Genomic DNA, 14518 nt, shown 5'->3' on the forward strand with positions numbered 1-14518 from the left:
GTGACGCCGCCGCAGGAGGTCCCCAGTGTGGTGGTGACCCCGCCCGTGGGCGCCCCGGCCGCCGCGACCACCCCCGGGTCCGTGGCCACCGGGCACCTGGCGCCGCCCGTGACCCTGCCGCTGCTGCCCACCAAGGACCTCGTCACCGGTCGCCTCGAAGCGGTCGGCTGGCACCCGCCGACCGCCGACGGCACCCCGGACCCGCGCGACGGCCGGGCCCAGGGCCTGCTCCGGTACCGGGTCGGCAGGCCGGACCCGGACCTGCTGACCGGCGGCCACCCGTTGCACGGCACCGTCCCCGTCCCGTCCCGGGTGCTGCACGTCACCGCGCTGCTCCCGGACACCACGGCCGGCCGCGCCCGGGAGATCACCGACGCGCTGTTCCACCGCGCGGCCGGGTTGGCCGTCGCCGAGCGGGCCGACCAGGTCCTGGTCAGCACCGCCGAGCCCGAGCTGGTCCACCCGCTCGGCCTCACCGAGCTCGCCCCGCAGCTGTGGCACACCACCACCGCCGACCTCGCCGACGCGCTCCGCTCCCGCCCGGAGCCCGCCGACCTGAAGGTGGGCAACTGCGAGTCCCGCTGACGTCCCGCCCCCTGACACCCCGGCCCCTGACACCCGCTCCCTGACACCCGGTCCCCGGCGCCGGCCCCTCCCCGTTGTCCCCGAACAGGGACCTGGCAGGTCCGGGCGGGCGCCCACCAGCATGGCGGGAGCACGCACGCCGTCGGCCCGTGCCGAAGAGCCGACCCGTACGAGAAAGAGCCGGCCCATGCCCGAGACCGGACCGCCCGACTTCGCCGCGCTGCGGCAGCGAGCCCAGCGCCTCGCCGACGACCTGCGGTTCGCCCAGGAGGAGCTGACCGGCGGCAGCACCACCGGGCACGCAGCCGGTGGACTGGTGACGGCGGCGGTGCGGGCCGACGGGCTGCTGGTCGAGCTGCGGATCGACCCCGCGGTGATCGACCCGGAGGACCCGCAGGGGCTGGCCGAACTGGTGCTGACCGCCGCGCAGCACGCGCACCGGACCGCCGTCGAGCAGCGGGCCGAGCAGCTGGGCGCGGTCTCCGAGCAGCTGAACGGCATCCTGGACGGCATCCGCCGGGCCGGGCGCCCGGTGCTGCCGCCGCTGCCGAAGCTCCCCCGGCCCCCCGCGGTCCCGCCCCGCCCGCGCCGGGAGGCCTGATGTCGCGCGTGGTCTTCCACCGCCCGGCCCGGGTGCTGCCGCCGCAGCTGCCCACCGACCCGGTCGTACTGGCCGCGCCGCCGCAGCCGCCGGGCAAGGACTCCAACGCCTCCTGGGTGATGCTGCTGATGCCGCTGCTGTCCAGCATCAGCATGGCCGGCTACATGATCGTGGCCGGCCGCAAGATGCTGATCCTGCTCGGCATCGCCTTCGTGCTGCTGTCGGTCGGGGTGACCGTGGGCGTGCGGATGCAGCTGCGCGGCACCCAGCGCAAGGCGCGGACCGCGGCCCGCGACCGCTACCTGGAGCACCTGATCGAGGTGCGCCGCACGGCCCGTCAGGTGGCGGCCGACCAGCGGGTGGTGGCGGCCTGGCGGCACCCGTCGCCGTACCGGCTGCGGGCGATCGCGGCGCGCCGGCGCCGGGTCTGGGAGCGCCGCCCCGCCGATCCCGACTTCCTGCAGGTGCGGCTGGGTACCGGGCGGGCACCGCTGGTCACCCCGATCCGGCTGGCCGGCCGCACCGACCCGACGGTGGAGTACGACCAGCGGGCCAGGACCGCGGCCGAGCAGCTGATCGGTTCGATGTCCACGGTCGGCCAGCAGCCCGCCGTGGTGGACCTCGGCAGGGCCGGGGTGGTCAGCGTGCTCGGCCCCGCCGCCCGGGCCCGGGCGCTGGCCCGGGCGGTGCTCTGCCAGCTCGCGGTCGGCCACGCCCCCGACGACGTGGCGATCGCGGTGGTCACCGGCGGCGAGGACTGGGACTGGGCCAAGTGGCTGCCGCACACCCACGAGCCGGAGGACCAGGACGCCCCGCCGCCCGGCCCGGCCGGTGTCACCCCGCTGGTCGCCGAGGAGTTCGAGGGGCTGGCCGACCACCTCCAGCGACGACTGGCCGCCGCCCGCGAGCAGGCCGGGCGGCGCACGCCGCTGGGCGACCGCGGCGCGCCCGACACCCGCCGGCGGCTGGTGGTCTTCCTGGACCGCTACGACCCGCGCACCGTCTGGGCCCGGTCGGCCGCCGCGGTCCAACTGCTGGAGGCGGCCGGTCCCGGCACCGCGATCACCGTGGTCTGCGTGGTCGAGCGGGAGTCGGACGAGCCGAGCCGGGCCGACGTGCGGGTGCGGGTGGACCGGGACGGCGGGCTGACCGTGGAGGCCCGGCGCGCCGACCAGGTGGTGCAGGTCGAGCAGGCGGTGGCCGACCAGCCGGAGGCCGAGCTGTGCGAGGCGGTCGCCCGGGCGCTCGCCCCGCTGCGGCTGTCGGCCGAGGGCGAGGAGATCCTGGCCCAGACCGTCTCGCTGCCGGCCCTGCTGGGCATCCCCGACCTGGCGGACTTCGACCCCGAGGACCACTGGGTGGAGCCCGACCAGGAGGCCGTGCTGCGGGTGCCGATCGGTTTCGACGGGGCCGGCCAGCCGCTGCTGCTCGACCTCAAGGAGGCGGCGCAGGGCGGTATGGGCCCGCACGGCCTGGTGGTCGGCGCCACCGGTTCCGGCAAGAGCGAGCTGCTGCGCACCCTGGTCAGCGGGCTGACCACCACCCACTCGCCGGAGCTGCTCAGCCTGGTGCTGATCGACTTCAAGGGCGGCGCCACCTTCGCCGGGGTCACCGAACTGCCGCACGTGGCGGGCCTGATCACCAACCTGGTGGACGACCTGGCGCTGGTCGACCGGGTCCGCGACGCGCTGGTCGGCGAGCAGCAGCGCCGCCAGCGGATGCTGCGCGACGCGGGCAACCTCGACTCGGTGCGGGAGTACCAGCTGCGCCGCGCCGCCGGCCGGCCCGGCCCGGACGGCCGGCCGCTGGAGCCGCTGCCCTACCTGCTGGTCGTGGTCGACGAGTTCGGCGAGCTGCTGACCGGACGCCCGGACTTCATCGAGCTGTTCGGCCAGATCGGCCGGGTCGGCCGCAGCCTGGGCATGCACCTGCTGCTGGCCTCGCAGCGTCTGGAGGAGGGCCGGCTGCGCGGCCTGGACGCCAACCTGTCCTACCGGATCTGCCTGCGCACCTTCTCGGCCGCCGAGTCGCGCACGGTGATCGGCACCCCCGACGCCTACCACCTGCCGCCGATCCCCGGGTCCGCCTACCTGAAGGTCGCCGAGGCCGTCTTCGAACGGCTGCGGGTGGCGCACGTCTCCGGGCCGCACGAGTCGGCCGCCGACCGGGCGGCCGGCGCCGGCCGGCCCGGCGCCGTCGTGGTGCCGTTCCAGCTGCGCCTGCCGCGCGAGGCGCCGGCCGACCCGCCCGCGCACCAGGTCAACCCGGAGCGCCCGCGGCCGCTGCACGCCGGGCCGACCGAGATGCAGGTGCTGGTCGAACGGCTTTGCCGGTCCGGCCAGTCGGTGCACCAGGTCTGGCTGCCGCCGCTGCCGCCGGCGCTGCCGCTGGACGCGCTCACCGGCCCGGTGGCGCTGGACCCGCGCGCCGGCCTGGCGGCCGAGTGGTGGCCGGACCGCGGTGACCTGCGGTCGCCGGTCGGCGTGGTGGACGTCCCGGTGCGCCAGCAGCAGTACCCGCTGGTGCCCGAGTTCGGCCGCGGGCAGGGCCACCTGGCCCTGGTCGGTGCGCCGCAGTCCGGCAAGAGCGTCTTCCTGCGGACCCTGCTGCTGTCCGCGATGCTCACCCACACCCCCGACCAACTGCAGTTCCTCTGCCTGGACTTCGGCGGCGGCTCGCTGCTGCCGTTCGAGGCGGCGCCGCACGTGCGCGGGGTGGCCGGGCGGCACGACCAGCCCCGGGTGCGCCGCGCGCTGGCCGAGGCCGCCCAGCTGATCACCGAGCGCGAGCGGCTCTTCCGCGAGCTGCGGATCGACGCGGCCGCCGAGTTCCGCCGCCGCCGCGAGGCGGGCGAACTGCCCGCCGAGGTCCGGGCCGCCGACCTCTACCTGCTGGTGGACGGCTGGGGCGCGGCCCGCGCCGAGGTGGACGGCATCGACGAGGCACTGCTGGACATCGCCGGTCGCGGCCTGAACGTCGGCGTGCACCTGGTGCTCACCGCCAACCGCTGGGCCGACCTGCGGATGGCGCTGCGCGACGCGTTCTCGGCCCGCCTGGAGCTGCGGCTCAACGACCCCGCCGACTCCGAGCTCAACCGGCGCGCCGCCCGTCAGCTGGTGGGGGCCGGACCCGGGCGCGGGCTGACCCCGCAGGGGCTGGTCTTCCAGACCGCGCTGCCCCGGCTGGACGGCCAGGACGGCACCGAGGGCCTGGCCGAGGCCCAGCGGGAGGCGCTCGCCAAGATCGCGGCCGGCTGGGCCGGCCCGCCGGCGCAGCCGATCCGGATGCTGCCCGAACGGCTGACGGTCGGTGAACTGCCCTCCGCCGCAGGGGAGTCGCGCAGCCCCGTGATCGGGATCGGCGAGGACGAGCTGGCGCCGGTCCGGCTCGACCTGGACGGCGACGAGCCGCACCTGCTGGTCTACGGCGACTCCGGCGCCGGCAAGTCCTCGTTCCTGCGGATGTGGATGGCGCAGCTGGCGGCGGTGCGCCCCGCCGCCGAGATCCGCTTCGTGGTCTTCGACTACCGGCGCAGCCTGCTCGGCGGCGTGCCCGAGGAGCACCTGGGCGCCTACGCCGGGGACTCGGCGGCGGCCACCGTCTACGTCGAGCAGGTGGTGGCCAAGCTGGCCGAGCGCCTGCCGCCCGCGACGGTGACCCAGCGCCAGCTCCGCGAGCGCAGCTGGTGGAGCGGCCCCGAGTTCTACCTGGTGGTCGACGACTACGACCTGGTGGGCGGCACCCGCCAGTCCCCGCTGGCGCCGCTGCTGGACTACCTCCCGCAGTCCCGGGAGATCGGCCTGCACCTGGTCGCCGCCCGCCGGGTGGCCGGCTCCAGCCGCACCCAGCTGAGCGAACCGCTGCTCGGCCGGGCCCGCGAACTCGGCGCCGCCGGTCTGCTGCTCTCCGGCGACCCGCGCGAGGGCGTGCTGATCGGCAACGAGCGCGCCTCGGTGCGCCCGCCGGGCCGCGGCCTGCTGGTCAGCCGCAACCACCCGACCACGGTGGTGCAGCTGGCGCTGCCGGCGCCGGACTGACGGCCGACCTTCGTGCGTCCACGGTGCAGCGGGTACGCTGGCGCGTCGCTGTCGCTGTGGGCGTGGGGGGAGAAGCGGGGAGTTGACCACCGTCGGGGTTGGTTCGCAGGTGGTGGTGCCGTTCGACGACGGCACCTGGGCGCGGGTGCTGGCGGACGTGGCGCAGAGCGGGCGGCGGCTGCGGCGCGAGGAGCTGGAGGCGCTGCGCGGGTACGGCGACCGGGCCGCCGAGGAGGGCCGCGGGCTCGCGGAACTGGTCGACGAGCGGCTGGCCGTGACCGGGCAGGCCTGGGAGGGCCGGCCGGTGACCGCGGCGTCGATGGCGGCGCTGCGGGCGGGGGTGGCCGCGATCGCCGACGGGCACGGCCGGGCCTACCGGGAGCGGCTGCGCCGCGAGGAGGCCGGCCGGCGGCAGTTCGTCGCGGACCTGCTCAGCAGCCGCAGCGACGTCGGCCGACTGGCCGAGCACGCCGAGCGGTTCGGGCTCAACCTGGCCTGCGCGCACGTGGTGGCGGTCGCCGGGGGCGACGGCTACGACCTCGGCGATCCGCAGGTGCGCGGTCTGGAGCGGCAGTTGCTGGGCCGGTTCGGCGAGCAGGAGGTGCTGCTGGCGGTCAAGCACGGGCGGCTGGTGTGCATCGTGCCGTCCGGGCCGGGGGAGGCCGCCGTGGTCAAGGCGTTCGCGGAGCTGACGCCGGGCCGCCGGGTGGCGGTCGGCCGCTCGCACAGCGGGCCGGGCGGGGTGCTGCACTCCTACGAGGAGGCGCGCTCCGCGCTGGAGCAGGCCGACCAGCTGGGCCTGCCGGAGCAACTGCTGCACGCGGCCGACCTGCTGGTGCTGCCGGTGCTGCTGCGCGACCGCGAGGCGCTGGACGAGCTGGTGCGCGGCGTGCTGGGCCCGCTGCGCCAGGCGCGCGGCGGCGCGGGCCCGCTGCTGGAGACGCTGTCCGCCTACGCCGACTCGCGGTACGTCACGGCCGAGGCGGCCCGCCGACTCGGACTGAGCGTGCGGGCCTTCGCCTACCGGATCGCCCACATCGTGCGGCTGACCGGCCTCGACCCCGACGACGCGCTGCAGCGCTACACGCTGGAGACCGCGGTGCTGGGCGCCAGGCTGCTGCGCTGGCCCGACCGGTCGTCGGAGCCGTAGCCCGCGCACAGCGCCCGCCAGCGGGCGGTCTGCTCGGCGGTGGCCCGGCCGCGCAGCCGGGCCAGCTTGAGCAGGTTGGCCTCGGCGGCGTTGCCGAGGGTGCGGGCCTCCGCCAGGTAGTGGTCGTCCAGCAGCGCCTCGACCTCCGCCTCGCTCTGCACCGGGTCGAGCCGGGCGGCCAGCTGCGCCATGGTGCGGTAGGAGCCCTGGAGCAGGAAGGCGGGCTCGGTGCGGGTGGCCTCCTGCTGGGCGGCGGAGGCGATGTAGGCGTCGTTGACGGTCAGCACGGTGCGCTGGACCCGGCGCAGGCGGGCCAGCGTGGCCGTCACCCGGTCCAGCTCCGGCACCGGCCGGCCGAGTTGGTCGGCCTGGGCGGTGGGATCGCCGTCGGCGAGGGCGACCAGCAGGCGCAGGTCGGCCGGGTCGGAGCCGGCCAGCGGGGCCAGCACCGGGTTGGCGGCGAAGGCGTTCTCCAGGAAGGAGAGGGCGAACAACTGCTGGTGCGCCGTCAGCACCTCGCCCAGGTTCCACACGTCGGCGCGGTTGGCGAGCATGTCCGGGATCTCGAACCGCTCCCCGTTCGCGGTGTACGGGTTGCCGGCCAGGCAGACGGCGAACCGGCGCCCGCGCAGGTCGAAGCTGCGGGCGACGCCGTCGCTGACCGCCTCGATCCGGCGCTGGGTGTCGCAGAGCGGGATGAACTTCTGCAGCAGCTCGGCCGAGACGTGCTGGATGTCGTCCACGTGCAGCAGCACGTTGCTGCCCGCCTCCAGGGCGAAGACGATCTTCTCCACCTCGCGGCGGGCCGCGGCGTCGGGCGCCCGGTCCGGGTCGAGCGAGGTGGTGGCCGACCCGAGGGCCGGGCCGTCGACCCGGACCATGAGCAGGCCGAGCCGGTCGGCGACGTACTCCAGCAGCGTGGTCTTGCCGTAGCCGGGCGGGGAGAGGAGCAGCAGCAGGCCGCTGCGGTCGGCGCCGCCGGTGCTGTCCAGGGTGCCGAGCTGCTTGGCCAGGTTGTCGCCGACCATCGGCAGGTAGACCTGGTCGATCAGCTGGTTGCGGACGAAGCCGGCCAGCGGGCGGGGCCGGTAGTCGTCCAGCCGCAGCCGGGTCCGCTCGCCGTCCAGCAGCTCGGCCCGCCGGCGCTGGAAGGCCCGGAAGGCCGGCGCCCGTTCCTCGCGGAACACCCTTGCCCGGCTCGGCAGTTCGTCGATCCGGACGGTCAGCCGGCCGTCCCGCACCCGCGGGTGGGCGCCGAGCAGGCCGGTGACGGTCTCGCCGACCGGGGCGTCGACCGGGTAGCGCGCCAGCTCGGGCGCGCACAGCTGGGCGACGGCCTCGGCCAGGCCCTCGGGGTCGGCGGGCGCCTCGGTTCCGGCGTCCTGGCCGCCGACGGTGCCCGCGTAGGCGCCGAGCCAGGCGGTGGCGAGCTGATGGCGGGCGGGCAGGTCGGTGGCCAGCGCCCGCAGGTCGGCGGCGAGGGCGGGCCCGGCCGCGGTCTGCCGGAAGCCGTCGAGCAGCGCGCGGGCGGCGGCGCCGGCCGCGAAGCCCTCGTGCGGGTCGGCGAGTTCGGCGACCAGGTAGCCGCCGGCGGGCGCCGCCAGGGTCGGCGCAAGGTCCAGGCCGGTCGCGAACTCCGCCAGCGATGCCGCGAGTTCGGCGGCGAGGGCGGCTCGGGCGGCGGCCGTCGCGGCGGCGCCGAAGTGGGTGCCGGCCAGCGCGAGCGAGCGGGCGCGCCGCTGCCAGCCGGCCCGCCGGTCCTGCGGTGCGCCGTGGGCCCAGAACAGCTGCGCGGCGGCGCGCACCTCGCCGGGGTGCTCCAGCAGCCCGGCCGCGCCGCGCAGCCGCAACAGCGCCGCCAGCAGCAGCGCCGCGTCGTGGTCGTGGACGCCGCGCTCGTAGCCCTCGTCGTAGGCGCGCTCGGCGGCCCGGCGGACCTGGTCGAGCAGCGGCTCCGCGGTGGCGGTCGGCAGCAGCGCGGCGGCCAGGTACTCGGCCCGGTAGAGCGCGGGGGACTCGCTGACCAGCGGCTGGGTCCAGAACTCCCGCCCGGTCAGCAGCTGCGGCAGCTGCGCGGCCCGGCGGTAGCCGGTCCCGGTGACCAGGAAGGCGAGGCCGTCGCCGTCGGGCTGCAGGGTCAGCTCGACCGGTTCGCGGCGCACCGCGAACCGGTGGCGGCCCAGCCGTACGCTCGCACCGCCGTCCGCGGACAGGTCGGCCCGGTCGCGCAGGTCGCGCAGCGCGGTGCGGACGGCGCCGGTGAGGGCGTCCGTCAGCTCCTGAGCGCGGACCTGGTCGTCGAGCCCGGTCAGCTCCTCGGCCGCGGCCCGCACCCGGACCGCCATCGGGTCGGCGGCCTGCGCGGCGTGGATGTCGGCGGCCGAGCCGAGCCTGCCGAGCCGGCGGCGCAGCGCCGCCAGCGCACGGCGGGCGGCGGCCGCGACCCGGTCGGCGCGGGCGGCGGCCTCGTCCAGCAGGGTCTGCCGGCGGGCGGCGAAGGCCTGCCGGATCTCCTCCCGACGCACCGTCAGCTCGGTGGCGAGGTCCTCGGCCTCGGCGAACCGGGCCTCCAGCGCGTCCACCCGCAGCAGCAGCCGGGCCAGCTGGTCGTCGCAGGCCGCCGGGGTGTCGGAGGCGGCGAGGGCGGCGGTGGTCGCCTGGGCGAGCAGCGCCGACTCGGCCGCGTGGGCGGCCCGGTGCTCGGCGTCGAGCAGCGCGCGGCGGCGGTTGGCCAGCACCGCGCGGGCCCGGTTGACGGCCGCCAGCACCTCGCCGATGGCCAGCAGCACGGCCGTGCCGGCGGCCGGGTCGGTGGCGACCGCGCCGGTGACCAGGTCGGTGACGGTGGCCAGGGCCTCGGCCTGCGCGGTCAGCCGGTCGTCGAGCCGGGCGGCGTCGGCGGCGGTGGCCGCCGACTCGGCGGCCTCGGCGGCCTCCCGGGCCGCGGCGAGCGGCGCGGCGAAGGCGTCGGGACCGGCGAAGTAGGCGAACGCCCGCTCGGTCGCGGCGGTCAGCTCGGCGGCCAGCTCGGCCTCGACCCGGTCCAGCGCCGTCAGGTCGACCTGGGGCAGCTCGCGCAGCGTCCGGGTGCGGCCCTGGGCCCGGCGCAGCTCGGCGAGCAGCGCCGTCCAGGCGTCGGCGTCGGCCGGCGGCTCGCCGTGCGAGCGGCGAAGCAGTCCGGCGGCCTCCTCCCGGGCCCGCTCCAGCGCCTCCGCGGCGCGACCCGCGAGCGCCCGCAGCCGGGCCTGTTCGGCGGCCACCTGCTCGGCCGCGCCGCGCAGTTCGTCGAGCGGTTCGAGCAGGCCGGTGTCGGCCAGCCAGTAGTGGCGGTCCGCCGCCTTGGCGCAGGCGTCCAGCAGCAGCTCGGCCCAGGCCGTCGCCACGGCGTCCTGGTCGGCGGCGGTCGCGGTGCGGACCACGTCCAGGCAGTCGGCGATCCCGCGCACCAGGTCGGCGTTGCCGATCCGGGCCAGCGGGCCGTCGCCGACCGGCTGGGCGGCGGCGTGGTCGGCGGACTGGAACGGGGTCCGCCAGAGCTGCAGTTCGTGGGTGCGGACGGGCGCGCGGTCCGCCCGCAGCAGCACCAGCGTGCCGTCCGGCAGCAGGGTGTGGGCAGCGCCGTGCAGGGCGGCGGCGGCCTCCCGGCGCACGGTGTTCCAGGGCAGCAGCAGCACCTGGGCGCGGCCCGGCCGGCGCAGCACGTAGAGCAGGTCCTCGCCGTTGGGCGAGGGCAGTTCGGCCTCGAAGCGCAGCCCGCCCGGACCGTCCCCCTCCTCGGTGCGGAAGGCCCGGTGGCTGCCGTCGGCCAGTTCGTAGCCGCCGGGGAAGATCAGGCCCTGCTCGGCCGGCAGCAGCCGGACGCCCAGGCCCAGCGAGTCCTGCCGGCGCACCGAGCCGGTGCGGGAGTTGACGACCAGGTAGCGGTCGGCGGCCTCGTTGTACGGCCGGATCCGCAGCAGCAGCAGCGGTCCGGTCTCCGCGTAGGCGACGGTGGCGTCCGCCAGGCTCTGCAGCGGGTCGTCGACGTCCTCCTCGAACAGCACCCGGTCGCCCGGCAGCGCCCGGACGGTGAGGGTGCCGCCGGTGGTGGCGACGGCGACCGTGCCGCCGCCGCCCTCGATCCGGATCCGCCCGCGGTCGTGGTGCTCGCGCCCGGTGGTCGTCCAGGGCAGCTCGTAGACCGGCGGCTGCGGCAGGTCGCGCTCGCCGTGGTTGCCCAGGTACTCGACCCGGTCGTCCGTCAGCTGCCAGCTCAGCACGCGCTGGTCGCCGTCGTTCTCGCCGGTCCGGAAGACGGCCAGCAGCCGCCCCGAGGCCGTGCGCACCAGGTCGGCGAGCCGGGCGTCGCGGTAGTAGCGGAGCAGTTCGGTCAGGTCGCGGTGGAACTTCTCGTCGTCCAGCAGGCCGGGCACCGCACCGGGCGCCAGCGCCGTGCCGTCCGGCGCGTGCAGCGAGAGCAGTCCGGCGCCGAGGTCCGGCGCGGTGCTGCCGAGCAGCAGGACGTCGGGCCGGACCGCGACGATGCCGCACGCGGTGCCCTCGCCGGCCGTGCGCGGCCGGGCGGAGGCCGCCAGTTCCAGCGTGCGGGAGCCGAAGGCCTCCTCCCGCCGGGTGTTCAGCTCCGCCGCCCGCCGTCCCAGCTCCGCCGCGCGCTCGGCGAGCCGGGCCCGCAGGATCTGGTAGGTGCCGCCCTCGACGCCCATCACTCTGTCCCGTGTTCCTGTTCCTGATCGACTGTCCGACGTGTGCCCGGTCCGCCGCCCGACGGTCCGTCCGACTACTGCGCGGTGCCGTTGACCCCGGCCAGCTGCACCGGGTCCACCGACAGCGCCCCGTCGCCGGAGCCGCCGCCGAGCAGCCTGGTCAGCAGCGCCAGGTTCCAGGGACCGCCGGCCGCCAGCGCCCGCAGCACCTCGGTCGCGTCCTCGCTGAAGCTCTTGTCGCCGTTCAGCCAGTCCGCCGCCAGGGTCTGGACGGTCTGCGAGCCCTGCACCGCACCGTCGATCGACTTGCCGAAGGAGACCGCGCCGACCAGCCGCTCCAGGAAGACGCTGTCGCCGCCGACGATGTCGATGTCCGCGCTCTCCAGCCCGGCCGCCAGCACCGAGGCCTGCGCCTCGGCCACCTTGGCCTGGACCTCCAGCGCCGCGAGCCGGACGTCCTTGTCGGCCGCCAGCCGCAGCCGGAACTCCTCGTGCGAGCGGGAGACCTCGTCCAGCGCGGCCATCGCCGCCGCCTTCTCCTTCAGGCCGGCCGCCTCGCCGAGCAGCTTCTCCCGGATGCCGGCGGCCTCCGCGTTGGCCTTGCTCTCGGCGACCGCGGCCTCGGCCAGGCCGACCTTCTCGATCGCGGCGGCCTTCTCCATCAGACCGGCCGCCTCGCCCTCCAGCCGGGCCCGGACCCCGGCCGCCTCGGCGATCGCCTGACGCTCCGCCACCTCGGCCTTCGCCAGACCGGCGGCCCCCGCCAGCGCCCGCTCGCCCTCGGCCCGGCGCAGGTTGGCGACGGCCTCCAGCTCGGCGCTCTTCTGCCCCGCCTCGGCCAGCACCAGCTGCTCCTTGGCCCGCAGGTGGGAGGCCTGCTCGGCGGCCTCGGCCGCCTTGATGTCCTTGACCAGCTGCTCCTGCGCCTCGGCCTCGGCGGCGATGATCACGGCCTGCCGGGTGCGCTCGGCCTCCTGGACGACGCGGACCCGCTTGATCTCCTCCTCCTGCTCGGCGACCGTGCGCTCCACCGCGATCCGCTCGCGCACCACCTCGGCCACGCCGCGCCGCTCGGCCTCGACCTCCTTGTCCATCTCGGCCCGGGCCAGCTGCACCTCGCGGTCGCGGTTGACGACCTCCAGCATCCGGTCCTTCTCGATCCGCTCGGTCTCCACCGCGAGCACCCGCTCGCGGTTCTTCTCCGCGACCGCGATCTCCCGCTGCTGGTTCTCGCGCTGGACGCCCAGCAGCTCCTCGGTGCGCAGCGCGGCGCCCTGCGCCTTCAGCCGCTCCTCCTCCTGGACCTGCGCGGTGGCCGCCTCCTCCTGGGCCCGCAGCGTCTCGATCCCCTTGCGCTGGCGGATCTCCGCCTCGGCGCGGCGGCGCTCCAGCTCCAGCACCGCCTCGCGGGCGTCCACGTCCTGGCGGGTGATCTCCATCTGCTCGTTGCGCTGGTAGTCGTTGGTGCGGATGTGCTCCAGCGCGGTCAGCTCGGTGATCTTGCGGATGCCCTGGGCGTCGAGGATGTTGGACGGGTCCAGCTGGGAGAGCGGGGTCTGCTCCAGGTGGTCGATCGCCGCGTCCTCCAGGTGGTAGCCGTTCAGGTCGGTGCCGATGGCCGCGATGATGCGGTCCCGGAACTCCTCGCGGTGGGTGTAGAGGTCGGCGAAGTCGAGCTGCTTGCCGACGGTGCGCAGCGCCTCGGCGAACTTCGCGCTGAACAGGTTCTGCAGCGTCTCCTGGTGGCTGGCCCGCTCGGTGCCGATCGCCTGGGCGACCTTGACGACGTCCTGCTCGGTCTTGTTGACCCGGACGAAGAAGGTGATCTGGATGTCGGCCCGGATGTTGTCCTTGCAGATCATGCCCTCGCGGCCGGTCCGGCCGATCTCGATCGCCTTCACCGAGATGTCCATGACCTCGGCGCGGTGCACCGTGGGCAGCACCAGCGCGCCGGTGAAGGTGACGGTCACGCCCTTGGGCCGGGTGACGATCAGGGCCTCGCCCTGGACCACCTTGCGGAACAGCCGGCCGAAGAGCAGCAGCGTGCCCAGACCGATGAGGAGGAGGACGGCGACGAGCACACCGACACCGATGGCGACGACAGACATGGCTGTTCCCTTGGACTGACTGTGTTGTGTCAGGAATGGTCGAATTGACGTGCGAAAGCCGTGAGATGACGAGACGTCAGGACGTGGACGGCGTCGGCGCGGGCATGACCCAGAAGAACTCGCCCTCGGCGTCGTAGTCGTAGATGAGCGCGGCAGCCCCCGACCGCAGCACCCCGCCCGGCCCCGCCGCGTCGTCGAGGCTCTGCCGGACCTGCACCACCGCCGACGAGCCGTCGGCCGCGTGCACCTCGGCCTGGCCGAAGTCCGGCCCGACCCGCCCGGTGCGGATCACGCAGCCGAGCCCCACGAAGTCCAGCCGCGACGGCGGGGGAAGCGGTTCGGGCATCAGCCGCCGCAGCGGCGTCACCACCAGGCGGGCCCCCACCCACCCGCAGGCCACCGCCGCCGGCAGCAGCCAACCACCGCCACCCCCGCCGCCGAGCCAGACCCGGCCGGCCAACGAGGTGAACCAGGAGAAGGCGATGACGAGCGACACGGCCACGGTGATCGGCACCCCGCCCAGGCCCAGCACCCGCTGCAGCCCGCCGTGGCCATGGCGCCCCCCGCCATGACCGTGCCCGTGACCGTGCCCGTGGTGCCCCCCGCGAGCCCCGTGCAGGTGCGCCCCCCCGAGGAGCACCAGCACCCAGTAACCCACCACCACGATCAGCGCGAAGGTGAAGACCACGGTCGGAAACCCGGTCACCGCCCCCAGAAACCCACGCACTCCGCTCGCCCGCCTCTGTCATCCCCCACCGGTCCACACCCCGTGAACCCGCCCGCGACAGAGTGGCAGCGCCACCGACACCGGCGCACTGCACGATCCCGGCAATCTCGACGGCGTCTTGATGTCCTGGATCAGCTCACACGCCTACCCTGGGCCACGGTCGGGGCGGCCCGGGGCCGGTGGCCCGACCGTGGCGACTGGGAGGGGGCACGGTGATCGCGGAGTTGGAGCGGGACCTCGCCGGGTACGTCCGGGAGTACGCGGCCGGGCGGGCGGGGGCGTTGGGGGACGCGTTGGCGGAGGTGGTGCGGCCGCGGGTGTTCCGGGCGTTGGTGGCGGGGATCGCGGCGGACGAGGGGCGGTTCGCGGAGGTGGCGGGGCGTTCGGTGCGGCATCCCAACGGGTTCGCGAAGATCGTGCTGCTGGTCGGGGAGCAGTTCAGGCTGCGGCTGCACACCTGGGAGGCCGGGGCCGCAGCCGGCGGGGCGCCGCAGGAGAACATCCACAACCACGCGGGGCCGGCGATGAGCCGCCCCGCTCCCGCTGCGAGTCGGTCTCCGTGGACCGCAGCTGCTCGGCGCACCCGGGGCAGCGGGAATCGCTGCCC

Annotated in this window: 7 protein-coding genes and 1 pseudogene; 5 read left to right on the forward strand and 3 right to left on the reverse strand. The window is 76.2% G+C overall.

The window, feature by feature from the left end; all coding sequences use genetic code 11:
* The 4 genes from ACFW1A_RS28560 to ACFW1A_RS28575 form a co-directional block, all read left to right on the forward strand.
* Nucleotides 1-585, forward strand: a 585-nt coding sequence (locus tag ACFW1A_RS28560) for a hypothetical protein (protein ID WP_380413583.1), incomplete at its 5' end; no start/stop codon positions are given.
* 187 nt (nt 586-772) lie between these two features.
* Nucleotides 773-1186 carry a YbaB/EbfC family nucleoid-associated protein gene (locus tag ACFW1A_RS28565; protein WP_380413585.1) on the forward strand — a complete coding sequence of 138 codons (414 nt, stop codon included), beginning with the start codon at nt 773-775 and terminating at the stop codon, nt 1184-1186.
* On the forward strand, nt 1186-5223 hold the full coding sequence (eccCa, locus tag ACFW1A_RS28570; RefSeq protein WP_380413587.1) for a type VII secretion protein EccCa: 4038 nt from the start codon (nt 1186-1188) through the stop codon (nt 5221-5223). The genes ACFW1A_RS28565 and eccCa overlap by 1 nt, the downstream gene beginning before the upstream one ends.
* Before the next feature lie 82 nt (nt 5224-5305).
* The gene (locus ACFW1A_RS28575) at nt 5306-6373 is read left to right on the forward strand and encodes a PucR family transcriptional regulator (RefSeq protein ID WP_380413589.1); all 1068 of its coding nucleotides are present in this window, start codon (nt 5306-5308) and stop codon (nt 6371-6373) included.
* On the opposite strand, the gene ACFW1A_RS28580 is transcribed toward ACFW1A_RS28575, so the two are convergent.
* From ACFW1A_RS28580 to ACFW1A_RS28590, 3 genes are all read right to left on the reverse strand, one after another.
* Nucleotides 6304-11076, reverse strand: coding sequence for a DNA repair ATPase (locus ACFW1A_RS28580; RefSeq protein ID WP_380413591.1), 4773 nt, complete (start codon nt 11074-11076; stop codon nt 6304-6306). The genes ACFW1A_RS28575 and ACFW1A_RS28580 overlap by 70 nt on opposite strands.
* A gap of 74 nt (nt 11077-11150) precedes the next feature.
* Complete coding sequence (locus ACFW1A_RS28585) at nt 11151-13184, reverse strand: SPFH domain-containing protein (RefSeq protein ID WP_380413593.1); 2034 nt, start codon at nt 13182-13184, stop codon at nt 11151-11153.
* Nucleotides 13185-13260: 76 nt separating this feature from the next.
* Entirely contained in the window at nt 13261-13911 is a 651-nt protein-coding gene (locus ACFW1A_RS28590; RefSeq protein WP_380413595.1) for a hypothetical protein, read from the reverse strand.
* A 212-nt stretch (nt 13912-14123) separates the two neighbouring features.
* Between ACFW1A_RS28590 and ACFW1A_RS28595 the strand changes: the two are divergent.
* Nucleotides 14124-14518: pseudogene (locus tag ACFW1A_RS28595) on the forward strand (hypothetical protein); the annotation flags it as partial.

It is taken from the genome of Kitasatospora sp. NPDC058965 (assembly GCF_042741245.1).
GTDB lineage: Bacteria > Actinomycetota > Actinomycetes > Streptomycetales > Streptomycetaceae > Kitasatospora.